Annotated in this window: 24 protein-coding genes; 2 read left to right on the forward strand and 22 right to left on the reverse strand. The window is 62.6% G+C overall.

Annotated elements, in window-relative coordinates; genetic code table 11:
* Positions 1-43: 43 nt before the first annotated feature.
* The 12 genes from B2Y33_RS14765 to B2Y33_RS14820 form a co-directional block, all read right to left on the reverse strand.
* A complete protein-coding gene (locus tag B2Y33_RS14765) occupies positions 44-826 on the reverse strand; it encodes a TatD family hydrolase (protein WP_027914365.1) in 783 nt (260 codons plus the stop codon).
* Between the two features lie 27 nt (positions 827-853).
* Positions 854-1,840 carry a DNA polymerase III subunit delta' gene (locus B2Y33_RS14770; RefSeq protein ID WP_028687679.1) on the reverse strand — a complete coding sequence of 329 codons (987 nt, stop codon included), beginning with the start codon at positions 1,838-1,840 and terminating at the stop codon, positions 854-856.
* Complete coding sequence (gene tmk / locus B2Y33_RS14775) at positions 1,833-2,465, reverse strand: dTMP kinase (RefSeq protein ID WP_027914363.1); 633 nt, start codon at positions 2,463-2,465, stop codon at positions 1,833-1,835. The genes B2Y33_RS14770 and tmk overlap by 8 nt, the downstream gene beginning before the upstream one ends.
* Positions 2,466-2,474: 9 nt before the next feature.
* On the reverse strand, positions 2,475-3,668 hold the full coding sequence (gene mltG / locus B2Y33_RS14780; protein ID WP_042139780.1) for an endolytic transglycosylase MltG: 1,194 nt from the start codon (positions 3,666-3,668) through the stop codon (positions 2,475-2,477).
* 4 nt (positions 3,669-3,672) lie between these two features.
* Positions 3,673-4,488, reverse strand: a complete 816-nt coding sequence (gene pabC / locus B2Y33_RS14785; protein WP_027914362.1) for an aminodeoxychorismate lyase — start codon at positions 4,486-4,488, stop codon at positions 3,673-3,675.
* On the reverse strand, positions 4,488-5,732 hold the full coding sequence (gene fabF, locus B2Y33_RS14790) for a beta-ketoacyl-ACP synthase II (RefSeq protein WP_023533084.1): 1,245 nt from the start codon (positions 5,730-5,732) through the stop codon (positions 4,488-4,490). Before fabF ends, pabC begins: the two co-directional genes overlap by 1 nt.
* A 187-nt stretch (positions 5,733-5,919) precedes the next feature.
* Positions 5,920-6,156: an acyl carrier protein gene (acpP, locus tag B2Y33_RS14795; protein WP_027914361.1), complete on the reverse strand. Its 237-nt coding sequence runs from the start codon at positions 6,154-6,156 to the stop codon at positions 5,920-5,922.
* Between the two features lie 203 nt (positions 6,157-6,359).
* Positions 6,360-7,100: a 3-oxoacyl-ACP reductase FabG gene (gene fabG / locus B2Y33_RS14800; RefSeq protein WP_027914360.1), complete on the reverse strand. Its 741-nt coding sequence runs from the start codon at positions 7,098-7,100 to the stop codon at positions 6,360-6,362.
* A gap of 15 nt (positions 7,101-7,115) precedes the next feature.
* Positions 7,116-8,054 (reverse strand): ACP S-malonyltransferase, encoded by a 939-nt coding sequence (fabD, locus tag B2Y33_RS14805; RefSeq protein WP_080992890.1) that lies wholly within the window; start codon positions 8,052-8,054, stop codon positions 7,116-7,118.
* 147 nt (positions 8,055-8,201) lie between these two features.
* Positions 8,202-9,212: a phosphate acyltransferase PlsX gene (plsX, locus tag B2Y33_RS14810; RefSeq protein WP_080992891.1), complete on the reverse strand. Its 1,011-nt coding sequence runs from the start codon at positions 9,210-9,212 to the stop codon at positions 8,202-8,204.
* A 3-nt stretch (positions 9,213-9,215) separates the two neighbouring features.
* On the reverse strand, positions 9,216-9,398 hold the full coding sequence (gene rpmF / locus B2Y33_RS14815) for a 50S ribosomal protein L32 (RefSeq protein WP_008096416.1): 183 nt from the start codon (positions 9,396-9,398) through the stop codon (positions 9,216-9,218).
* Between the two features lie 13 nt (positions 9,399-9,411).
* Positions 9,412-9,939, reverse strand: coding sequence for a YceD family protein (locus B2Y33_RS14820; RefSeq protein WP_027914357.1), 528 nt, complete (start codon positions 9,937-9,939; stop codon positions 9,412-9,414).
* A 95-nt stretch (positions 9,940-10,034) separates the two neighbouring features.
* Between B2Y33_RS14820 and B2Y33_RS14825 the strand changes: the two genes are divergently transcribed.
* Complete coding sequence (locus B2Y33_RS14825; protein ID WP_027914356.1) at positions 10,035-10,613, forward strand: Maf family protein; 579 nt, start codon at positions 10,035-10,037, stop codon at positions 10,611-10,613.
* 43 nt (positions 10,614-10,656) lie between these two features.
* Here the strand turns inward: B2Y33_RS14825 and B2Y33_RS14830 are convergent, their stop codons facing one another.
* The 3 genes from B2Y33_RS14830 to rluC are packed head-to-tail and all read right to left on the reverse strand — an operon-like array spanning position 10,657 to position 13,273.
* Entirely contained in the window at positions 10,657-11,646 is a 990-nt protein-coding gene (locus tag B2Y33_RS14830; RefSeq protein ID WP_206406097.1) for a S49 family peptidase, read from the reverse strand.
* 6 nt (positions 11,647-11,652) lie between these two features.
* Positions 11,653-12,327, reverse strand: coding sequence for an HAD family hydrolase (locus tag B2Y33_RS14835; protein ID WP_049696349.1), 675 nt, complete (start codon positions 12,325-12,327; stop codon positions 11,653-11,655).
* A complete protein-coding gene (rluC, locus tag B2Y33_RS14840; RefSeq protein ID WP_023533098.1) occupies positions 12,317-13,273 on the reverse strand; it encodes a 23S rRNA pseudouridine(955/2504/2580) synthase RluC in 957 nt (318 codons plus the stop codon). The genes B2Y33_RS14835 and rluC overlap by 11 nt, the downstream gene beginning before the upstream one ends.
* Before the next feature lie 794 nt (positions 13,274-14,067).
* Between rluC and rne the strand changes: the two genes are divergently transcribed.
* Positions 14,068-17,424, forward strand: a complete 3,357-nt coding sequence (gene rne / locus B2Y33_RS14845) for a ribonuclease E (RefSeq protein WP_206406096.1) — start codon at positions 14,068-14,070, stop codon at positions 17,422-17,424.
* Positions 17,425-17,536: 112 nt separating this feature from the next.
* Here the strand turns inward: rne and murB are convergent, their stop codons facing one another.
* From murB to B2Y33_RS14880, 7 genes are read right to left on the reverse strand one after another with little or no spacing between them, the layout of a single operon-like run.
* Positions 17,537-18,556 carry a UDP-N-acetylmuramate dehydrogenase gene (murB, locus tag B2Y33_RS14850; RefSeq protein WP_206406095.1) on the reverse strand — a complete coding sequence of 340 codons (1,020 nt, stop codon included), beginning with the start codon at positions 18,554-18,556 and terminating at the stop codon, positions 17,537-17,539.
* Entirely contained in the window at positions 18,553-19,017 is a 465-nt protein-coding gene (locus tag B2Y33_RS14855; protein WP_028687685.1) for a low molecular weight protein-tyrosine-phosphatase, read from the reverse strand. Before B2Y33_RS14855 ends, murB begins: the two co-directional genes overlap by 4 nt.
* Positions 19,017-19,778 carry a 3-deoxy-manno-octulosonate cytidylyltransferase gene (gene kdsB / locus B2Y33_RS14860; RefSeq protein ID WP_023533083.1) on the reverse strand — a complete coding sequence of 254 codons (762 nt, stop codon included), beginning with the start codon at positions 19,776-19,778 and terminating at the stop codon, positions 19,017-19,019. Before kdsB ends, B2Y33_RS14855 begins: the two co-directional genes overlap by 1 nt.
* Positions 19,775-19,960 carry a Trm112 family protein gene (locus tag B2Y33_RS14865; RefSeq protein WP_003247142.1) on the reverse strand — a complete coding sequence of 62 codons (186 nt, stop codon included), beginning with the start codon at positions 19,958-19,960 and terminating at the stop codon, positions 19,775-19,777. Before B2Y33_RS14865 ends, kdsB begins: the two co-directional genes overlap by 4 nt.
* 42 nt (positions 19,961-20,002) lie before the next feature.
* Entirely contained in the window at positions 20,003-21,004 is a 1,002-nt protein-coding gene (gene lpxK, locus B2Y33_RS14870; RefSeq protein ID WP_104925956.1) for a tetraacyldisaccharide 4'-kinase, read from the reverse strand.
* Entirely contained in the window at positions 21,004-21,438 is a 435-nt protein-coding gene (locus B2Y33_RS14875; protein WP_028687688.1) for an ExbD/TolR family protein, read from the reverse strand. The genes lpxK and B2Y33_RS14875 overlap by 1 nt, the downstream gene beginning before the upstream one ends.
* Positions 21,435-22,070 carry a MotA/TolQ/ExbB proton channel family protein gene (locus B2Y33_RS14880; RefSeq protein WP_023533075.1) on the reverse strand — a complete coding sequence of 212 codons (636 nt, stop codon included), beginning with the start codon at positions 22,068-22,070 and terminating at the stop codon, positions 21,435-21,437. Before B2Y33_RS14880 ends, B2Y33_RS14875 begins: the two co-directional genes overlap by 4 nt.
* Between the last annotated feature and the right edge of the window lie 52 nt (positions 22,071-22,122).

The raw sequence follows: 22,122 nt of genomic DNA on the forward strand, positions 1-22,122 counted from the left end.
GCAGCTGCAGCTGCAGCTGCAGCGTTAACTCAGAGTATGCGGCTTAGCAAACCCTTGCCAACGGAAACAACCGCTTGAAGTTTGTAGTGGTCTGCTCAGCCAACTGTTCATAGCTGACGCACCGTAATGAAGCCACATATTCAGCGACTTCCCGCACATATTGAGGCAGGTTAGGTTTACCCCGATAGGGAATCGGCGCCAAATACGGCGAGTCGGTTTCCACCAGAAGCCGATCCGTCGGCACCTGCCGCGCCACCTCCCGCAACGCCTCGGCATTACGGAACGTCACGATCCCCGAAAGCGAGATGTAATACCCAAGATCCAACGCCGCCTTGGCCATTTCCCAGTCTTCGGTAAAGCAGTGCAGAACGCCTGCCTGCGGCAAGTTCGCCTCACGCAACAGCGCCAAGGTATCGGCACGGGCCGCTCGGGTATGGACGATCACCGGTTTTCCCGTCTGCCGCGAAGCTTCCAGGTGCAAGCGAAATGACGCCTGCTGCAGTTCGGCAGCTTCCGGCTCGTAATGGTAATCCAGGCCGGTTTCACCGATCGCCACTACATGGGGATGGGCCAATTCGGTCAACAGCCAGTCCAGGGCAGGCGCTGCACCCGGCGCTAGGTCCAGCGGGTGAACGCCTACCGAGCAATCCACATCGCTGTATTGCTCGGTCAACGCTTTGACTGCGCCTGCATTTTCGGCACTGACACCGATGCACAGAAAGTGCCCGACACCCCGAGCGCGTGCTGCCTTCAAGGCAGCATCGAGCGAACCCCCGTGGGCGCTGAGGTCAAGGCGGTCAAGATGGCAATGGGAATCTACAAGCATGGGTACACACACGGATAAGGATTAAAGTCAGCGCCCAGTTGGCAGTTGTAGCCAATGAGCCAGCAACGATTCGATTAGCAAAGCACGGTTCAGGTTCGCCTTGCCCAGCACTTTCTGACGCTGCTCAAGGATCCAGGCCTGAACCTCGAGGACGTTCGCCGGACGGCTCTTTTGCGCAAGGTATTGCACCACCTTGCGCATGTCGGCCATGCCAAGGCCATCATCGTCCTGGGTCAACTGGTAACGCAGGATCAGCTGGGCCCAGTCGAAAAACCAATCGAACAGCAACAACAACGGCACGGCTGTCCAGGCGTCGGCCAACTGGCTGGGCGACTGCTGCTGCTTGAGCAGCTTCTTCACACCGTCGGTCACCAGGGCACGCTGTTCATGCACGCCGTGTTGATGAAGACTCAGGGCCAACAGCGGCGAGCCGGCAGACAAGGTCAACAGATCGTCACGCCGGGCCTCATCAGTCTCCGGCAAGGCGCTGGCCAGCCAGGCATGGCTCTGGGCCTTGGTCGGCTGTGGACAGGTGACCTGCTGGCACCGGCTCTTGATGGTAGGCAGCAAGCGGCTGGGTTGGTGGGTCACCAACAGCAGCACCGTGTCGCCAGAAGGCTCCTCCAGGCTTTTGAGCAGCGCATTGGAGGCGTTCACGTTCATCGATTCGACAGGCTCGATCATGACGACCTTGCGCCCGCCCAACTGCGCGGTCTGAGCGACGAATGCAACCAGTTCACGGACCTGATCCACCTTGATTGGCTTGTCCAGCTCTTCAGGCTCAAGCATGAAGTTGTCAGGGTGACTACCGGCCTTGAGCAAATGGCAGGACTTGCACTGGCCACAAGGCAGCGTGCCATTAGGCCGCTGGCACAGCAGCCGCGCCATCAGACGCTCGGCCAGATCACGCTTGCCTATCCCCTTGGGACCGTGCAGCAGATAGGCATGGGCATGCTGGGCGCGGCCAGCCAGTTGCTCCCATAGCGTCTGCTGCCAAGGATAGGCATCAGCCACGGCAGCGCTCCACGATACCTGGCAGCAATCTGTCCAACGCTTGCTGAACGTTCGCCAGCGACTGCGACGCATCCAGCAACGTATAGCGTTGGGGTGCCGCAGCTGCGCGTTCCAGGTAGGCGCGACGGACCGCCTCGAAAAACGCCTGCCCTTCCTGCTCGAACCGATCCAGCCGCCCTCGCGCTGCGGCGCGGGCCAGGCCTACTTCGACTGGCAGATCAAACACCAACGTCAGGTCAGGGCGAAGGTCGTCCTGCACGAACTGCTCAAGCGTCGCGATACGGTCGACGGGCAAGCTGCGCCCGCCCCCCTGATAGGCGTAAGTTGCATCTGTGAACCGGTCACACAGCACCACCGCCCCACCCGCCAGCGCCGGTCGGATCACCTGTGCAAGGTGTTGAGCGCGTGCAGCGAACACCAACAAAAGCTCGGTATCGGCGTGCATCGCCTCATCGCTCGGCGACAGCAGCAACTCACGAATCTTTTCAGCCAGTGGCGTGCCGCCTGGCTCGCGGGTCAGCACCACGTCCAGCCCTTGCTCGCGCAGCCGGGCAGCCAGGTATTCCCGGTTGGTGCTCTTGCCCGCGCCTTCGGGGCCTTCCAGTGTAATAAACAAGCCGCTCACATACAGTCCTTATTGGGGGGCGTCGGGCGCCGACGGTTCGGTCGCCCGATCGCCATCGACCTTACCCTGTTCAGGCGCAGCGGCCGGAGCAGATGCATCATCCGATGCTCCCGCCTCAGGCGCCTGAGATGAACCGGACGGCGCCACATTGTCCGAGGGGGTTGGCTGCGCAGTGCCGGGGCTTGAGCGGTAATCTGCCCGACGCTTGAGCTGAAACTCGCGTACAGCAGAGTTGTGATCGTCCAAATCATCGGAAAAGACGTGGCTACCGTCACCGCGCGCGACGAAGTAAAGGCTGGTGCCATCTGCCGGGTTCAACGCCGCATGGATGGCCTCACGGCCGACCATCGCAATAGGTGTCGGCGGCAGCCCAGTCATGGTGTAGGTGTTGTAAGGCGTCGGCTGGCGCAAATCAGCGCGTGTGATGCGGCCGTTGTAACGCTCGCCCATGCCATAGATGACCGTTGGATCGGTCTGCAGCATCATGCCCAGGCGCAGACGGCGGACGAAGACGCCTGCGATCTGCCCGCGTTCCTGTGGAATGCCGGTTTCCTTTTCCACCAGCGAGGCCATGATCAGTGCCTGATAAGGATCACGATAAGGCAGGTCGCGGGCGCGCTCCGCCCACTCGCGCGCCAGCACCTCTTCCAGGCGCATGTAGGCTTGCTGCAACAGTTCCACATCGCTCATGCCGCGCACGAAGCGATAGGTGTCCGGAAAGAAGCGGCCCTCCGGGAACACGCCAGCGTGCCCCAGCTTTTCCATGACTTGGGCATCGGAGAGGCCATCAAGTGTCTGCTTGATCTTTTCGTGCTTGGCCACCGCCGCGCGCACCTGGCGGAACGTCCAGCCTTCGACGAGGGTCAGGTTGTATTGCACCACGTCGGCCCGCTGCCAGGCGTCGAAAAGCTGTTTCACGGTCATGCCGGGGGTCAGGCGATACTCGCCCGTATGCAGCGGCACGCCGGCCATGTTGAAGCGCCAGTACAACCTGAGCCATAGCGCGTCGTCCAACAGCCCCTCTTGTTGCATGCGGTAGAACATGCGATTGGGCGTAGCGCCATTGGGCACATCCAGCAGGCGCTCCTGTGCCACATGCACAGGTTGATCCAACACCGAATGGACCTTCCAGGCCGACCAGCCAAGGGCCAGGCCCATGACGATCAGGCACATTTCCAGCAGCAGCAGGAATTTACGTCTCACGAATTCAGGTTTCCAGTAACGTACGGGCAACGGCCTGCAACGTTCGGGTGAGCGGGCCAGGCAGCCAGTTTAGCGCGCCTGCAGTGCGGACGGGCCAGATGCCGTAAACACTATTGCAAACGAATGCTTCATCAGCCTGTCCGAGCTCATCGAACGCCAGGTCACGCACTTGCACAGGGATATTCATCAGCTTCGCCCGCGCCAGCAGTGCGGCGCGCATCACGCCCGCTACCCCGCAGCGATCAAGCTTGGCAGTAAGAAGCGTGCCTTGCTTGACCAGGAACAAATTGCTGTAGACACCCTCGATCAGCCGGCCCTGACCGTCACGCATCAGGCCTTCGGCGTATTCGCCGCCCTGCCATTCGGACCGTGCCAGCACCTGCTCGAGGCGGTTGAGGTGTTTGAGCCCTGCCAGCAAGGGTTGTTCCCCGAGCCGGGTCTGGCACATGAACAGGCGCACGCCCAACTCGGCGTGTTCGGCTGGGTAGATGGGCAACGGGCTGGCTTGCAGGATGCGCCGCGCCACGACGCCAGATGCGGGTGCATACCCGCGCTGGCTGTCACCGCGGGTCAGGATCAGCTTGGCCACGCCCTCACCCAGCTGAGCGGCATAGCGTCTTACTTCATCGGCCACCAGGGCCACGTCGGTGGCGATGGACAGGCGCTGACAGCCCAGTGCCAAACGCGCCATGTGCTCATCCAGCAGCGAGGGCTGCCCCTTGCGCACAGCGAAGGTCTCGAACAGACCATCCCCATACGCCAACCCGCGGTTGTGCAGGTTGATCGCAGCCGCAGGCGTGCCATCGACCCAGCTTTGCATCACTCGGCGAACCGGCGGAACACCAGGGAGCCGTTGGTGCCACCAAAGCCGAACGAATTGGACAGCACGACATCGATCGGCATGCTGCGGGCCTGGTGCGGCACGAAGTCCAGGTCACAGCCTTCGTCCGGCTCATCCAGGTTTATGGTCGGCGGCGCCATCTGGCTGTTGATCGCCAACACACTGAAGATGGCCTCCACCGCACCGGCAGCCCCCAGCAGGTGCCCGGTCATCGACTTGGTGGAGCTCACGGCCAGCTTGTAGGCGTGCTCGCCGAACACGCGCTTGATGGCTGCCACTTCGGCCAAGTCCCCCGCCGGCGTCGAGGTGCCGTGGGCGTTGATGTAGCTGACCTCCTGCGGCTGCACGCCGGCATCGCGCAGGGCATTGACCATGCAACGGGCTGCGCCTTCGCCCGATTCGGGTGGCGACGTCATGTGATAAGCATCACCGCTCATGCCAAACCCTACGAGCTCGGCGTAGATCGTTGCACCCCGTGCCTTGGCGTGCTCAAGTTCTTCGAGCACCAAGGCACCGGCACCGTCGGACAGGACGAAGCCGTCACGGCCTTTGTCCCAGGGGCGACTGGCCCGCGCAGGCTCATCGTTGCGGGTGGAAAGCGCGCGCGATGCGCCAAACCCGCCCATGCCGAGCCCACAGGCGGCCATTTCAGCGCCGCCGGCGATCATGACGTCAGCCTCGCCATGCGCAATGTTGCGCGCAGCCATGCCGATGCAGTGGGTACCGGTGGTGCAGGCGGTGGCGATGGCGTAGTTCGGCCCTTGCAGGCCCAGGTGGATCGACAGGAAGCCGGAGATCATGTTGATGATCGAGCCTGGCACGAAGAACGGCGAGATGCGCCGAGGGCCTGCGTCGTGCAATGTACGGCTGGTCTCCTCGATATTGGTCAGGCCGCCGATGCCCGAGCCCATGGCCACGCCTATGCGCTCACGGTTGGCGTCGGTCACTTCCAGGCCGGCGTTGCGCACTGCCTGAAAACCGGCTGCCAAACCGTATTGAATGAACAGATCCAGCTTGCGAGCCTCTTTGGCCGACAAGTACTGTTCAACCTCGAAGCCCTTCACCGAGCCACCAAAACGGGTGGAGTAGGCAGAAAGATCCGTATGCTCGATCGGACCGATGCCACTGCGGCCAGCCAGAATGCCCTGCCAGGTGCTCGGTACATCGGTACCCAGTGGCGACAGCATGCCCATACCGGTGACCACGACGCGTCTACGCGACACAGTACTCTCCTTTTCTAATGACAGAGTTTCTTGCCATTGCATCCAGTTGGACGGAATGAAATGGCAACAAGCTCTCGATGCGGGGCCTGGCAGCCGACACGGCGACAGCCAAAGCTTGCAAAGAAAAAACCGCACGCCAGTCAAGGCAGTGCGGTTTTTCCCGACAAGAAGCGTCGACTACAGCGTCTTAGGCCTGGTGGCTGTTGACGTAGTCGATGGCAGCTTGAACGGTAGTGATCTTCTCGGCTTCTTCGTCAGGAATCTCGGTCTCGAATTCCTCTTCCAGAGCCATCACCAGCTCAACGGTGTCAAGCGAATCGGCACCCAGGTCATCGACGAAGGACTTCTCGTTAGTCACTTCTTCTTCCTTGACGCCCAGTTGCTCGGCGACGATTTTCTTGACGCGTTCTTCGATGGTGCTCATACCTAGTTTTCACTCCTAATGGATATATGTCAGGCAGCTGGCCGGTGGCTAATTTTATAGAAGAACGTCCGCTTTTCAAGCTCAACGCGCCTTCAGCCTAGTCCCACGACCAGCCCCCTGGAATCTGATTGCAGCTTTATAACGGATTTTAGGCTCGCAGTATGACTCTTTTTTTACGAAATCCGTCACATTGAACGGCGATATTACATGTACATCCCGCCATTGACGGGCACGGTTGCGCCCGTCACGTACGCTGCGCCGTCAGAGGCCAGGAACGAAACCACCTTGGCGATTTCATCTGCCTGACCCAGGCGGCCCAGCGGAATCTGGGTCTGCAGGGCTTCGCGCTGCGCTTCTGGCAGCTCGCGGGTCATGTCGGTATCGATGAAACCCGGAGTGACCGAGTTGACGGTGATACCGCGCGAGCCCACTTCACGCGCCAGGGCGCGACTGAAGCCTTCCAGACCGGCCTTGGCCGCAGCATAGTTGGCCTGCCCAGCGTTACCCATGGCGCCGACCACCGAGCCGATGCTGATGATACGGCCCCAGCGCGCCTTGGTCATGCCGCGCAACACGCCCTTGGACAGACGGTAGAGGCTGTTCAGGTTGGTATCGATGACATCGAACCACTCGTCGTCCTTCATGCGCAGCATCAGGTTGTCACGCGTGATACCCGCATTGTTCACCAGAACGGTCGGCGCACCGAACTGCTCGCCGATGGCCGACAGTACCGAATCAACCGATTCGGCGCTGGTCACGTTCAGCTCCATGCCGGTACCGGCAATACCATGTTCCTTCAGGGTCGCGGCAATACGCTCGGCACCCGAGGCCGAGGTCGCAGTACCGATGACGGTGGCGCCTTGGCGACCCAGTTCCAGGGCGATGGCCTGGCCAATGCCACGGCTGGCGCCAGTGACCAGTGCAACTTTACCTTGCAGGCTCATGCAAGCTTCTCCAAATCAGGCCAGTGCCGCACGCGTGGCGGCAACGGCGTCAGGGGTGTTGAGGTTGTAGGTGGTTACGCCATCGGCGCAGCGCTTGTTGAGGCCAGCCAGGACCTTGCCCGGACCGCACTCGACCAGGTGCACCGCACCGTTGGCAGCCAGCGCCTGGACGCACTCGACCCAGCGCACGGGCTGGTACAGCTGGGCCAGCAGATCACGCTTCAGCGCCTCCAGATCGGGTGCGATAGCAGCTGTCACATTCTGCACAACCGGAATCTGTGGCGCCTGCCACTCGATGGCATTGACCGCAGCGGCAAATCGTTCGGCCGCAGGTTTCATCAGCGCGCAGTGCGACGGTACGCTGACTGCCAGCGGCAAGGCGCGCTTGGCGCCTTTTGCCTTGCACAGCTCCATGGCCCGGTCCACGGCGGCCTTGTTACCGGCGATCACCACCTGGCCCGGCGAATTGAAATTGACCGCGCTGACGACTTCGTCTTCAGCCGCTTCGGTGCAGATCTGTACCACGACGGCGTCGTCCAGCCCCAGGATTGCGGCCATGGCACCGTGCCCGGCAGGCACGGCTTCCTGCATCAACTGGCCGCGGCGCTCGACCAGGCGAACGGCGTCCTTGAGGCTAATGCTGCCCGCTGCGACCAGGGCACTGTACTCACCCAGGCTATGACCCGAGACGAATGCAGGCTTGGCGCCGCCCTCCTCAAGCCACAGGCGCCATAGCGCAATGGAGGCGGTCAGAATGGCCGGCTGCGTTTTATCGGTCTGATCGAGTTGCTCTTGCGGACCTTCCTGAACCAGTTTCCAAAGGTCGTAACCCAGCGCCTCGGAAGCTTCCTTGAAGGTCTCGATGATCACCGGCTTCTGCGCGCCGAGCTCGGCGAGCATGCCCAGCGACTGGGAACCTTGACCTGGAAAGACGAATGCGAGAGATGCAGACATTGAACAAGCCCTTATGATCTTGTCGTCGGATAGAGGCGCCTGGCGCATGCCGGGCGCAGAATCTGAACATTTGGATGAAGACCGAAACCGTGCGGTCACATTTAAGCATTTCGTCGGCAAGACCGCTAAGCGCGGGCTCGCATCACACTACGTGAGCAAATCCTCCAGGCGACCATGGAGGCGCTTTGGCAGATTCTCCTGAATTTCGATCAGGGCGCGCTGGATTGCACTCTGAAAACCCTCCACGCCTGCCGCGCCGTGGCTTTTGACGACGATGCCCTGCAACCCCAGAAAGCTGGCACCGTTGTGCCGTGCCGGGGCCAGATCAGCCTGCACACGTTTGAGCAGCGGCATGGCCACAGCGCCCGCCAGGCGCGACAACAGCCCGCGCCTGAACGCTTGCTCGATACGCTGCGCAATCATGGTGGCCAACCCTTCGCTGGACTTGAGCAGGATATTGCCAACGAAACCGTCGCAGACCACCACGTCCGCTGCCCCTTCGTACAAGCCGTCACCTTCGATGAAACCGACGTAATTGAGGCCGCGAGCCCCTTGCAACAGGTTTGCCGCCAGCCTGACCTGCTGATTACCCTTTATGTCTTCGGTGCCCACGTTCAGCAGTGCCACTCGCGGGCGCTGCACGCCCAGCGACTGCGCCGCCACCGACCCCATCACCGCAAACTGGTAAAGCTGCTCGGCCGTGCAGTCGACATTGGCGCCAAGGTCAAGCAGCTGGCAGTAGCCGGTGCGTGTCGGGATGGCGGCTACCATGGCTGGACGATCGATGCCTGGCAGCGTCTTGAGCACGCCACGAGACAGCGCCATCAGGGCCCCGGTATTACCGGCGCTGACACAGGCTTGGGCCTTGCCGTCACGCACCAGCTCCAAGGCAACACGCATGGATGAATCCGGTTTGCCGCGCAATGCCTGTGAAGGCCGCTCGTCCATACCGATCACTTCTGCGGCACCGAGAATGTGCAGGCGCGCGCGATCGGCAGCTGAATAGCCGCTGACAAGTTCTTCCAAGAGGGAGGGTTGACCGACGAGGGTCAGGTGAAGCGAGGGGGTAGCCGACAGGCAGGCGATGCTAGCCTGGACAATGCTGCGGGGACCGAAGTCCCCGCCCATTGCGTCGATCGCGATGATCTGAGCGGACAAGGATTACTCGTCAGCGCCCTTATCGATCACTTTGCGACCACGGTATACGCCTTCTGGCGAAACGTGGTGGCGCAGGTGCACTTCGCCGGTGGACTTCTCTACCGACAGCGCGTTTTCCGACAGGGCATCGTGCGAACGACGCATGTCACGGGCAGAGCGGGATTTTTTGTTCTGCTGAACAGCCATAATTGATTAACTCCTAAACGTTTGGGTCACGCTTTAACTGCGCCAAAACACTGAACGGGTTGGACCGCGATACCTCGTCCTTGCTCGAGTCGGGCTCGTCTGCGCCCGCCGGCTGCTGGCATTCTTCCGGATGATGAGCAGGCACGATGGGCAAGGCGAGCAACAGCTCTTCCTCGATCAGCGCCTGCAGATCCAATGGATCTTCGCCCAGTTCCAGCACGTCATAGCCTTTCGGCAACGACTGGGTATTCGCACCCTCCTTCACCACGGCGTAGGTACACTCGCTGTGGATCGGCAGGGTGACCAGCTCAAGACAACGCTGGCAAACCATCTTGACCTCGACATCCAGCTCGCTGTGGATAACCACAGTGTGCTGTTCGTCTCGTTCAAAATCGAACTTCGCCTGCACCGTACCGACATTGTCGGAAAGCGGGTCGCAGAGTCTTTCCAAATCAGCGAGTGGTAGCGAACCGCTAAGGGTTACGCCACGATCAGCCAATTTGCGCGGGTCAACGTGAGGTGGAATCGGGTCATTCAACATAGGCGCAGCATTCTAGGGATGCCCCCCGTCCCTGTCAAAGGAATTTGGTGGCATCGTGCGTGATAGGATGGGTTCAACCGAATCAGGAGCTTACCATGCTTGCACTGTTACTGGCTTCCAGTTCCCTTTATCGCCGCGAACTGCTTGCGCGCCTGCGCCTTCCGTTCACCTGGGCAAGCCCTGACATAGACGAGACGCGCCAGCCGCAAGAGCCTGCAATCGACCTGGTCCAGCGCCTGGCCATGCAAAAAGCCCAAGCCCTTGCGGGCAGCCACCCAAACCACCTGATCATCGGCTCGGATCAGGTCGCGGTGCTAGGCGAGCACATTCTGGGCAAGCCCCACACGGTCGAGCGAGCCTGCGAACAGCTGCTCGCCTGCAGTGGCCAGCAGGTAACGTTCCTTACCGCACTGGCGCTGCTCAACAGCGCCACCGGGCAGTGCCAGGTGGACTGCGTGCCGTTCACCGTGAAGCTGCGGACGCTGGACCGAGAGCGTATCGAACGCTACGTGGCAGCGGAAATGCCCCTCGATTGCGCCGGTAGTTTCAAGGCCGAAGGGCTTGGCGTGAGTTTGTTCGAAAGCACCGAGGGGTGCGATGCGACCAGCCTGGTGGGGCTCCCACTGATACGGCTCGTCGACATGCTGGCCCTGGAGGGAGTGCGCGTACCATAGCCAAACCGGGGGTCGTGCACCGACCCCCTAGAGGCGACTGGGCTTAACGCAATTGCGGGCCCTGGAAACCCATCCACATGGCCAGGCGCTCTGCCACGCTGGCGCCCATGCGCTTGGAGAAACGGTCCAGTGGCGATTCCTGCACGGTGAAATCCACCAGATCCTTTTCGCCCACCACCTCACGCGCCACATAGCTGGCACTGCCCAGGCCATCGATCAGGCCAAGCGCCTTGGACTGCTCGCCGGACCAGACCAGGCCGCTGAACAGCTCCGGGTGATCCTTGTCCTTGAGTCGCTCGCCCCGCCCCTGCTTGACCATGGCGATGAACTGGTTGTGGGTGGTGTCCAGCACGCCCTGCCAGAACTGAGTCTCCTCAGGTTTCTGCGGTGAGAAGGGATCGAGAAACGCCTTGTGCTCACCGGACGTGTAGAGCCGGCGCTCCACGCCAAGCTTGTCCATGGCGCCAACGAAACCATAGCCCGCAGCCGTCACGCCAATCGACCCGACCAGACTGGCCTTGTCGGCATAGATCTCATCGGCGGCACTGGCGATGTAATAGGCTCCCGACGCACCCAGGTCGGTGATGACGGCGTACAGCTTGATGCCAGGGTGCTCGGCACGCAGGCGGCGAATCTCGTCATACACATAGCCTGCCTGCACGGGGCTGCCGCCCGGGCTGTTGATGCGCAGGACCACGGCCTTGGTCTTGCTGTCCTTGAAGGCATCGCGCAGGCCCTTGACGATGTTGTCGGCACTGGCAGCCTCCTGGTCGGCGATGACCCCGCGTACCTCCACCAAGGCTGTATGACTGGCACCGCCCGAGGCAGCCTTGTCCATGTCGGCCCAGGGCAGGAACAGCGCCAGGATGCCGAAGAGATAGATGAACGTCAGCAGCTTGAAAAAGATACCCCAGCGTCGCGACCGGCGCTGTTCCTGGATCCCCGCCAGCAAGGTCTTTTCCAGCAGCTTCCAACTTTTGCGCTCCTCGCGCTCCTCGGGCTCGGCCTCGGGGGCCTTCCATTCGCCTGCCATGCTCACCTACCTCGAAAATGAACCTGCGGAACCGGACAGCCACTCGCGCAGCTGGCCAAAGTGATCGATACAAACCTGCGGCCCGAACTCGGCCAGCGCCTGGAGCGACATTGCGCCATAACCCACGGCGACGCAGTGCATCCCCGCGTTACTGGCCATCTGCAGATCGAACGCAGAATCTCCGACCATCAGCGCATGACCCGGTTCGACGCCGCAATGGTCGAGTATTTGTTCGAGCATCAGTGGGTGGGGCTTGCCGCGCGTCTCATCGGCCGCACGCGTGATATCGAAAAACCGCTCAAGGCCGTTGGCCTTGAGCACCCTGTCAAGACCGCGGCGCGCCTTGCCGGTAGCCACCGCCATTCGATAGCCCTCGGCGCGAAAGGCCGCCAGCGATTCGACGACGCCGTCGAACAGCGGCGAAGGCTGTTGATCGAGCGCCGTGTAGACATCGGCATAGTGCTGACGAAAGCGCTCTACCTGCTCAGGTGTCAGACGCGGATAAAGGGTGTGGATCGCCTCGGCCAGCGACAGCCCGATGATCCCCTTGATGGCCTGTTCCTGACTGGGCGCGTGGCCGGCGCGCTCGGCAGCAACCTGCATGGCCTCGACGATGCGCCCGACGGAGTCGGCCAAGGTGCCGTCCCAGTCGAAGATCAGCAGCGCGTAGTCACGGCGCACTCAAACGCTCCACGGTCTTGGCCCACATTTCATCCACGGGCGCCTCCAACTTGAGCTCCCCACCATCCGGAAGCGGCACCGTCAGCGCATACGCGTGCAGGAAAAGACGCTTGCCGCCCAGCTCGCGGATTTCGCGACTGAAATCTTCGTCGCCATACTTGCTGTCGCCTGCGATCATGTGCCCGGCATGCAGGGCATGCACGCGAATCTGGTGGGTACGGCCCGTGATCGGGCGCGCCTCCACGAGGGTGGCGAAGTCGCCGAAGCGGCGCAGTACACGGAACAGGGTCAGCGCCTCCTTGCCTTCGTCGTTGACTTCGACCATGCGCTCGCCTGAGCGCAGGTTGCTCTTGAGCAGCGGTGCATTGACTTGTTTCTTCGCGGTTGGCCAGTGACCGCGCACCAGGGCCATGTAGCGTTTGTCCACGCCATCCCCGCGCAGCGCAGCATGCAGATGGCGCAGCATGCTGCGCTTCTTGGCGATCATCAGCAGGCCAGAGGTGTCCCGGTCCAGGCGATGCACCAGCTCCAGCTCCTTGGCATCAGGGCGCAACTGACGCAGCGCCTCGATCACCCCAAAACTCAGCCCGCTACCGCCATGCACGGCGATCCCGGCAGGCTTGTTCATCACGATCAACGCCTTGTCTTCGTGAACGATGGCGGCTTCGAGCCGCTGCAGCAGCCCCTGAGCCACCGGCGCCGGCTCGTCGCGCTCAGGCAGTCGCACGGGCGGCACCCGCACGATGTCGCCCGCCTGGATCTTGTACTCGGGCTTGACCCGACCTTTGTTCACTCGCACCTCGCCCTTGCGCAGGATGCGATAGACCAAGGTCTTGGGCACACCCTTGAGGGCTGTGATGAGAAAGTTGTCGATACGCTGGCCGGCAAGTTCCGGCGCGACTTCAATCAGCTGGACGCCGGAAGTCGGAGAGGTATTGGTTGTCATGGCGCAATCATACAATTTTTATGGAATTGAAGCACTTAATCATTGCTGCTATAGTCGCGAACGCCGCCATAAGCGGCAGGCCAGTGGAATCAGGCTGTGCGCCAGTCACTGACCTACGCAATTCTCCAGGACGCGAGGCCGTCCTACGGGGGTTCGCCAGTTTACCGAATTGCCTGGAATCGCCACCAGCGCCGTGTAGAGAAGACCGAAAATAAACGACAAGTGCGGTGTCAAACCTGCTTACACGCTTCTTTTCGCAGTACCTCTGCCCGCCCGTCGCTTCCACGCAACCCATGGCGAATGCCTCGGAAATACCTGCCTTGGACATGAATGGCGCCAGCGCAGAATCGCGCTGGCGAAAAATGCAACCCGTTGCGGATTCAGCGCGCGGCAGCACCCGAATTATCAGGGATACGTGCAGGGTGGAGATGCACAGCCCTCGGACCGTGTAGCACCGCGTCCGGCCACCAGCCCCATCATACGGCTGGCGAGCGGATAAGGTCCTGAACAGATGCCCCTGGGCGTCCACGGCTGAAGGTTGATTCCTCCTCCTGACTGAGTGCACCAGGCCCGCTTGGTTGATTCGGATAACAATTCGAAGCCTCCGGGGCCTTGTTGGCACCGCAGCAAAACAGGACGCGTCGTCGCGACAACGGCAGGCTGGGCAACCGGCTGGTGCCGAACGTCGCTCGACACGGGGGTGGTTAACCACCCTTTGCGCACCTTGGCACCGACCATGAGACGTCGTGTGTGCCGAACGCCGTTTCCGGCAGCCCGGAAACCGACGGTACAACATGAAAAGAATGCTGATTAACGCCACTCAACCCGAAGAGTTGCGCGTAGCCCTGGTGGACGGCCAACGCCTCTACGACCTGGACATCGAGTCCGGTGCACGTGAGCAGAAAAAGGCCAACATCTACAAAGGCAAGATCACTCGCATCGAACCTAGCCTCGAAGCCGCCTTCGTCGACTTCGGTTCCGAACGTCACGGCTTCCTGCCGCTGAAAGAAATCTCCCGCGAATACTTCAAGAAGGCCCCTGAAGGCCGCGTCAACATCAAGGAAGTGCTCAGCGAAGGCCAGGAAGTCATCGTCCAGGTCGAGAAGGAAGAGCGCGGCAACAAAGGCGCCGCCCTCACCACCTTCATCAGCCTGGCCGGCCGCTACCTGGTGTTGATGCCCAACAACCCACGCGCCGGCGGCATTTCCCGTCGCATCGAAGGTGAAGAGCGCAACGAGTTGCGCGAAGCGCTCAATGGCCTGACCGTACCAGGCGACATGGGCCTGATCGTTCGCACCGCCGGCCTTGGCCGCAGCAGCGAAGAGATGCAGTGGGACCTGGACTACCTGCTGCAGCTGTGGACCGCCATCAAGGAAGCCTCGCTGGACCGCGCCGCGCCGTTCCTGATCTATCAGGAAAGCAATGTCATCATCCGCGCCATCCGCGACTACCTGCGCCAGGACATCGGCGAAGTGCTGATCGACAGCATCGATGCCCAGGAAGAAGCCCTGACCTTCATTCGCCAGGTCATGCCGCAGTACGCCAGCAAGGTCAAACTGTACGAAGACAGCGTCCCGCTGTTCAACCGCTTCCAGATCGAGAGCCAGATCGAAACCGCGTTCCAGCGCGTGGTCGAGCTGCCATCAGGCGGTTCGATCGTGATCGATCCGACCGAAGCGCTGGTGTCCATCGACATCAACTCGGCACGCGCCACCAAGGGCAGCGACATCGAGGAAACCGCGCTGCAGACCAACCTGGAAGCGGCCGAGGAAATCGCCCGCCAGCTGCGCCTGCGTGACATCGGCGGCCTGATCGTGATCGACTTCATCGACATGACCCCTGCCAAGAACCAGCGCGCCGTGGAAGAGCGCGTGCGTGAATGCCTCGAGGCCGACCGCGCTCGCGTGCAGGTTGGCCGCATCTCGCGCTTCGGCCTGCTGGAAATGTCCCGTCAGCGCCTGCGTCCGTCGCTGGGCGAAAGCAGCGGCATCGTCTGCCCGCGCTGCTCGGGCACCGGCATCATCCGTGACGTGGAATCGCTGTCGCTGGCTATCCTGCGCCTGATCGAAGAAGAGGCCCTGAAGGATCGCACTGCCGAAGTCCGTGCCCAGGTGCCGATCCCGGTGGCCGCCTTCCTGCTCAACGAGAAGCGCAATTCCATCACCAAGATCGAGCTGCGTACCCGTGCACGCATCATCATCTTGCCGAACGATCACCTGGAAACCCCACACTTCGAAGTCCAGCGCCTGCGCGACGACAACCCTGAAGTACTGAACAACCAGTCCAGCTACGAAATCGCCGCCAGCGAGACCGAAGAAGCGCCACAGCCGACCGCCACCCGCACCCTGGTTCGCCAGGAAGCCGCTGTGAAAACCGCCCCGGCCCGTGCGAACGCACCTGTGCCTGCCACCGAGCAGCCACAGCCTGCGCCAGCCGCCGCCCCTGCCCCAAGCGCCCCGGAGCCCAGCCTGTTCAAGGGCTTGGTGAAGTCGCTGGTGAGCCTGTTCGCTGGCAAGGAAGAACCTGCTGCCGCGCCTGTCGCCCCTGCCGCTGAAAAGCCGACTACCGAGCGCAGCCCGCGCAACGAGGAACGCCGTAACGGACGCCAGCAGAGCCGTAACCGTAACGGTCGTCGCGACGAAGAGCGCAAGCCGCGTGAAGAGCGTGCCGAGCGCGCCCCGCGCGAGGAACGCCAGCCACGCGAGGAACGTGCTGCGCGTGAAGAACGTGCACCACGAGAAGAACGTGCCCCGCGCGAAGAGCGTGCACCACGCCAGTCGCGCGAGGACCGTCGCGGCAACCGTGGCGAAGAGCGCGTGCGTGAACTGCGCGAGCCGTTGGACGCTACACCGCCAGCAGAACGCGAGGAGCGTCAGCCGCGTGAAGAGCGCGTAGCCCGCGAAGAACGTGCTCCACGTGAAGATCGCGCGCCTCGCGAAGAACGTGCTCCGCGTGAAGAGCGCGCACCTCGCGAAGAACGTGCTCCGCGTGAAGAGCGCGCGCCTCGGGAAGAGCGTGCTCCGCGTGAAGAGCGCGCCCCACGTGAAGAGCGCGCACCTCGCGAAGAGCGTGCTCCGCGTGAAGATCAAGCGCCTCGTGAAGAGCGTGCAGCCCGGGAAGAACGCGCCCCGCGCCAACCTCGTGAAGAACGTCAGCCACGCACGACCGAGGAAGCAGCAGAACACGCCGCCGAGCTGGCCGAAGAGCAACTGCCGAACGAAGAGCAACTGCAGGATGAGCAGGACGGCAACGATGGCGAGCGTCCGCGCCGCCGCTCGCGTGGCCAGCGTCGCCGCAGCAACCGTCGCGAGCGCCAGCGCAACGCCAATGGTGAGTTGATCGACGGTGAAGAAGAAGGCAGCGAAGAGCAGCCTCAACAGCGCCAGGCCACCGAGCTGGGCGCAGAGCTGGCCGCAGGCGTCGCGGTGACCGCTGCGGTTGCGACCAGCAACATCAGCACCGACGCCGAGGCCCAGGCCAATCAGCAGGCCGAGCGCGCTACCGCCGAAGTCGCCGCTGTTGCCCCAACCGACAGCAGCGAAATCGCCCAACCGGTCGAGCAGACTGACGCTGTGGCCCAAGCAGAAGCGGCCGCCGTGGCCCCGGCGGTCGAGCAGCCAGTCAGCGAGCCAGCGCCGTTTGTCGAGGCCTCGGCCGAGCCAGTGGTTGAGGTCGTCCCGCAGCCGGCAATTGAACAAGCCTCCGTTGCTGAGCCAGCCGCGGCCACCGAAACCGCAGCCGTTGAAGCCCCGGCAGACGTTCAGGCACCTGAAGCGCCAGTCACTGAAGTACCTGCAGAAGCCCCGGCTATCGAAGCCGGCGAAATCGAGCAGGCACCTTCCGTGATCGAGGTTGCCCCGGTAGCCGAACAGCCCGCCCCGGCGGTCGAGGCCCAGCCAAAGGTGGCCGAGCCAGAGGTTGTGGCCGAGCCTGAAACGGCCGCGCCTGAGCCTGAGCCAGCAGCCGCCGCAGCCGCCGTGGCAGAGCCTGCCACCGTCATGCTGTCCAACGGCCGCGCACCAAACGATCCACGTGAAGTGCGTCGCCGCAAGCGTGAAGCCGAGGCTGCCGCCAAAGCCGCTCAGGCTACCGCTGCTACCGACGCGCCAACGCCAGAGACCGCCGACGAGCAAAAAACCCACCAGGGTTGATAGCCAAGGCTGAATGAAAAAGCCCCGCCAGTGCGAACTGGCGGGGCTTTTTCTTGGTCGGGCGTTTACCCTTGTGGACGGACACGGCGCCTGGACGACGCTGTAGGCAGCATCAATAAAGATTGGGCTCCATCTCGAGCTCAACCCCGAACCGCTCCAGGATGTCGGCCTGGATCCGCCGCGCCAGAGCGTGCATTTGCGCCCCGCTCGCCTGGCCATGGTTGACCAGCACCAGCGACTGCAGGCGATGCACCCCGGCATCGCCTTCGCGATAGCCCTTCCAGCCCGCCTGCTCGATCAGCCAGCCCGCTGCCAGCTTCACTTGGCCATCGGCCTGAGGGTAGGCAATGACATCTGGATGCTGCGCACGAATGCGCTCAACCACCTGCGCCGCGACTACGGGGTTCTTGAAGAAACTCCCGGCATTACCCAGCTCGGCCGGATCAGGCAATTTCTCACGACGAATACTGCAGATAGCATCACTGATGGCCTGCGCAGTGAGCACGGTGCTGCCCTGCTCGGCCAGGCGCTGACGCACCGGGCCGTAGTCCAAGCGCGCCTGCAAGGTGCGACTCAAGGCGAAACGCACACGCAGTATCAGCCAGCGACCAGGGTTACGCTTGAACAGGCTGTCACGGTAGCCGAACGCACAGTCGGTCAAGGCGAAGTCACGGACTTCACCCGTCTTGCGGTCCAGCGCGGTCAAGCCAGCGAAGACATCCTTGATCTCGACGCCATAAGCGCCCACGTTCTGCATGGGTGCAGCGCCTACTGTGCCGGGAATCAGGCTGAGGTTCTCCAACCCGCAAAACCCCTGCGCGAGCGTCCACTGCACAAACGGGTGCCAGGCCTCACCCGCCTCGGCCTCGACCACAACGTGTTCGCCATCGTCAGTGAGCACGCGACGACCCTGGGTTGCGACGTGCAGCACCAGGGCATCGACATCACGGGTCAGCAGCAGGTTGCTGCCCCCACCGATCACCAGCACCGGTACACCCTGCTGCTGCGCACCGTCCAGCGCCTGACGCACCTGCAGGTCGTCTTTGGCCTGGATGAAATAGCGCGCTTTCACGTCGATGCCAAAGGTGTTGTACGGCTTGAGCGAGACCTGCTCCTGCCAATGCTCGGTCATAACCGCCCCTTGATTTCCACGACCAGCGCTTGGCAGGCGGTTTCGATCAGGTCGAGCACCTGCTCGAAGCCGTCGGCACCGCCATAGTACGGGTCTGGCACTTCATCGAGCGCAGAACCGTAGCGGCGCAAAAACAGGTCGAGCTCACCCACTGCCGTGGACGGGCGCAGGGCACGCAGATCGCGCAGGTTGCTCTGATCCATCGCCAGGATCAGGTCGTACTCGGCGAAGTGCGCCACCTTGACCTGCTGGGCACGCTGCTTCGACAGGTCGTAGCCACGTGCCAGCGCGGCCTTGAGGGTGCGGCTATCGGGCGCCTTGCCAACGTGCCAGTCGCCCGTACCGGCCGAGGCTACCTGCACCTGATCGGCAAGCCCTGCGGCCTGCAGTTGATGACGCAGCACGCCTTCGGCAGTAGGCGAGCGGCAGATGTTGCCCAGGCACACGAACAGAACGCGCATCAGGCCTCCAGCAAGCGCCGTACGCGCTCCAGGTCTTCAGGGGTGTCCACGCCCACGGCGGGGGCCTCGATGGCATCTTCAACATGAATACGCACGCCGTGCCACAACGCACGCAGCTGCTCCAGCGCCTCGGTCTGCTCCAGCCAGCATGGGCCCCAGCCGACGAAATCATGGAGGAAACCAACCCGATAGGCATACATGCCGATATGGCGACGGTAAGGCACACCGGGTGGCAGATCCTGGCCTTTGGCAAACGCATCGCGGGCCCACGGCAGCGGCGCACGGCTAAAGCTCAGGGCCAGGCCGTTCTTGTCGCTCACCACCTTGACTGCGTTGGGGTTGAACACCGCTTGCGGTTCGTGGATCAGCTCGGCCAAGGTCGCAATACCGGCTTGCGGGTTAGCCGCCAGGTTGGCGGCCACCTGGTCGATGATCACTGGCGGAATCAGCGGCTCGTCACCCTGCACGTTGACCACGATGGCGTCGCTGGGCAGACCGAGCTGCACGGCCACCTCGGCCAGTCGGTCAGTGCCGGATTCATGGTCGACGCGGGTCATCAGCACTTCGGCGCCAAATGCCTGGCAAGCTTCGTAAATGCCGGCATCGTCGGTTGCGATGACGACACGGCTGGCGGCACTTCGGCGCGCCTGTTCCCACACGTGTTGCACCATTGGCTTGCCGGCGATGGGCAGCAGGGGCTTGCCTGGCAAGCGCGTGGAGCGCAGGCGGGCTGGAATGACGACAGTGAAATCCAGGCTCATTTGTCCAGGCGCTCATCATCGGTCAGGGTACGTGCCTCGCTTTCCAGCATGACCGGGATACCGTCGCGAATGGGATAGGCAAGGCCGGCGCCCTTGCTGATCAGCTCGGTCTTGTCGGCGCTGAGCTTGAGCGGGCCCTTGGTGATTGGGCAGGCCAGGATATCGAGCAGTTTGGTGTCCATAAAAGGCTTCCTTTGGCCAGATGGCCGACATTGAAAACGGGATCAGGGCTTGGGTAGCAAACGTTGCAACTGCAGGTCGAACCAAGTGCCAAATGCCGGCGTGGGTTGGGCTTCCACAGCCAGGTACCACCAGTTCTCGGCCGCGAAAGAGCGGCACTTCACCGCATCCTTCTCGGTCATGACCAGCGGCAGTGGCGGTGTGAAGGCAAGGTTCTGGGCACTGAATTGTGCGTGGTCGGCAAAGGGGTGCGGCAGCGGCTGCCAGCCTAGCCCTTGCAAAGTATTGAAGAAACGCTGCGGATTACCGATGCCGGCCACTGCATGCAGGCGCTGGCCGGCGGAAAAATGGTCGAGTGCCCGGCGCTCGCCCGTGCGCAGGTTGACCAATGCGCTGGGCTGCAGGCGAAAACCAAAGCCTTCGGCAGTGTCTTGCTCCGCGCCATTGAACAGGATCGCGTCGGCCGCCTTCAGGCGCTCGACAGGCTCGCGCAAGGGGCCGGCCGGCAGGCATCGGCGGTTGCCCAGGCCGCGAGCGGCGTCGATCAAGACCAATTCTAGGTCTCGCGCCAGGCGGTAGTGCTGCATGCCGTCGTCACACAGGATCAGGTCCAGGTTTTCGCTGGCCAGCAGGGCCTGCACCGCACGGGCGCGGTCCGGGTCGATCATCAGCGGCACACCGGTACGCTGCACGATCAGCAGCGGCTCGTCGCCCGCCTGCTCGGCAGCCTGATCGGCCGTGACCCGCCAAGGCAACTGCGGCGGCTTGGCGCCATAGCCACGGCTGACCACCCCTACCCTCAAGCGCCGCTGGCGGCAGTGCTCGATCAGCCAGAGAATCATGGGGGTCTTGCCCGTACCGCCGACGGTGATGTTTCCCACCACGATGACGGGCACCGGGGCGCGGTAGCTGGCCCGCTGGTCGTTGAGAAAACGCCTGCGCTTGCGTTTGACCACCCAGCGGTACAGCGCTTCCAGCGGACGCAGCAACGCCAGTGCAGGATGGCCGGTGTACCAGGCAGCAAGCAGGCGATCGGCTAGTGTCATCAGGGTGTGCTCTGGGCCGCCTCGACGGTGGTCATGCGCAACTGGCTGAAGCCGAGCTTGCCGGCGGCATCCATTGCGGTGACCACAGCCTGGTGCGGGGTCTTGCCGTCGGCACTGATGGCCAGGGGCAGTGTGTTGTCGCCACCTGATTCACGCTCGATGGCCTCGCTGAGGGTGGCCAGGTCGCTCTTGGGCAGCAGGTGGTTATTCACTGAATACACCCCTTCGGCACTGATGGTGATCTCTACCAACTTGCCCTCATCGCCCGGTGCCCGCTCGGCGCTGGCCGCTTCGGGCAACTGGACGCGCAGCTGGGTTTCGCGGGTGAACGTGGTGGTGACCACGAAGAACAGCAACAACACGAACACTACGTCGATCAACGACGCGAGGTTGATGTCGATGTTCTCGCGCTGGCGATTGCGCCGAAACTTCACGCCTTGCCTCCCGCCACTTCCACCTCACGGTCCCCCTGAATCACCTCCACCAGTTTGATCGCCTCCTGCTCCATGCCCACCACCAGCTCATCGATGCGGCGCAGCAGGAAGCGATGGAAGAACACCGCCGGGATACCGACCATCAGCCCGGCTGCGGTAGTTACCAGGGCCTTTGAAATACCGCCCGCCAGCACCGAGGCGTTGGCGGTCATCTGCGACCCCATGAATGCGCTGAAGATGTCGATCATGCCCAGCACGGTGCCCAGCAGGCCCAGCAGCGGCGCCATGGCGGCAATGGTGCCCAGCGTGCTGATGTAGCGCTCCAGCTCGTGGATGACGCGCGAGGCGGCTTCCTCGATGCACTCTTTCATGATTTCGCGACCATGACGCGAGTTGGCCAGCCCTGCCGCGAGGATCTCCCCCAGGGGCGAGTCGGCACGCAGGGCCTTGAGCTTGTCACTGGTCAGTTGCTTGTCCTTGATCCACATCCACACCTGGCCCAGCAGGTGGGGAGGACTGACGCGACTGGCGCGCAGGGTCCACAGGCGCTCGACGACGATAGCCATGGCGGCGATGGAACTCAGAATGATCGGCAGCATCATCCAACCGCCTGACTTGACCAATTCCCACACAGTAGAAGCCCTCTGGAAAAGGTCGCCACTTTACCATAGGCGCGCCAGGGGC

The organism is Pseudomonas sp. UBA5666 (assembly GCF_002420785.1).
Lineage (GTDB): Bacteria > Pseudomonadota > Gammaproteobacteria > Pseudomonadales > Pseudomonadaceae > Aquipseudomonas > Aquipseudomonas fulva.

Excerpts from the sequence above, each read along its gene's own strand:
- B2Y33_RS14765 (WP_027914365.1), bottom strand. The coding sequence starts at position 826 with ATGCTTGTAGATTCCCATTGCCATCTTGACCGCCTTGACCTCAGCGCC.
- pabC (WP_027914362.1), bottom strand. The coding sequence starts at position 4,488 with ATGCAAAGCTGGGTCGATGGCACGCCTGCGGCTGCGATCAACCTGCAC.
- acpP (WP_027914361.1), bottom strand. The coding sequence starts at position 6,156 with ATGAGCACCATCGAAGAACGCGTCAAGAAAATCGTCGCCGAGCAACTG.
- fabG (WP_027914360.1), bottom strand. The coding sequence starts at position 7,100 with ATGAGCCTGCAAGGTAAAGTTGCACTGGTCACTGGCGCCAGCCGTGGC.
- fabD (WP_080992890.1), bottom strand. The coding sequence starts at position 8,054 with ATGTCTGCATCTCTCGCATTCGTCTTTCCAGGTCAAGGTTCCCAGTCG.
- rpmF (WP_008096416.1), bottom strand. The coding sequence starts at position 9,398 with ATGGCTGTTCAGCAGAACAAAAAATCCCGCTCTGCCCGTGACATGCGT.
- B2Y33_RS14820 (WP_027914357.1), bottom strand. The coding sequence starts at position 9,939 with ATGTTGAATGACCCGATTCCACCTCACGTTGACCCGCGCAAATTGGCT.
- B2Y33_RS14825 (WP_027914356.1), top strand. The coding sequence starts at position 10,035 with ATGCTTGCACTGTTACTGGCTTCCAGTTCCCTTTATCGCCGCGAACTG.
- B2Y33_RS14830 (WP_206406097.1), bottom strand. The coding sequence starts at position 11,646 with ATGGCAGGCGAATGGAAGGCCCCCGAGGCCGAGCCCGAGGAGCGCGAG.
- rluC (WP_023533098.1), bottom strand. The coding sequence starts at position 13,273 with ATGACAACCAATACCTCTCCGACTTCCGGCGTCCAGCTGATTGAAGTC.
- rne (WP_206406096.1), top strand. The coding sequence starts at position 14,068 with ATGAAAAGAATGCTGATTAACGCCACTCAACCCGAAGAGTTGCGCGTA.
- murB (WP_206406095.1), bottom strand. The coding sequence starts at position 18,556 with ATGACCGAGCATTGGCAGGAGCAGGTCTCGCTCAAGCCGTACAACACC.
- B2Y33_RS14855 (WP_028687685.1), bottom strand. The coding sequence starts at position 19,017 with ATGCGCGTTCTGTTCGTGTGCCTGGGCAACATCTGCCGCTCGCCTACT.
- kdsB (WP_023533083.1), bottom strand. The coding sequence starts at position 19,778 with ATGAGCCTGGATTTCACTGTCGTCATTCCAGCCCGCCTGCGCTCCACG.
- B2Y33_RS14865 (WP_003247142.1), bottom strand. The coding sequence starts at position 19,960 with ATGGACACCAAACTGCTCGATATCCTGGCCTGCCCAATCACCAAGGGC.
- lpxK (WP_104925956.1), bottom strand. The coding sequence starts at position 21,004 with ATGACACTAGCCGATCGCCTGCTTGCTGCCTGGTACACCGGCCATCCT.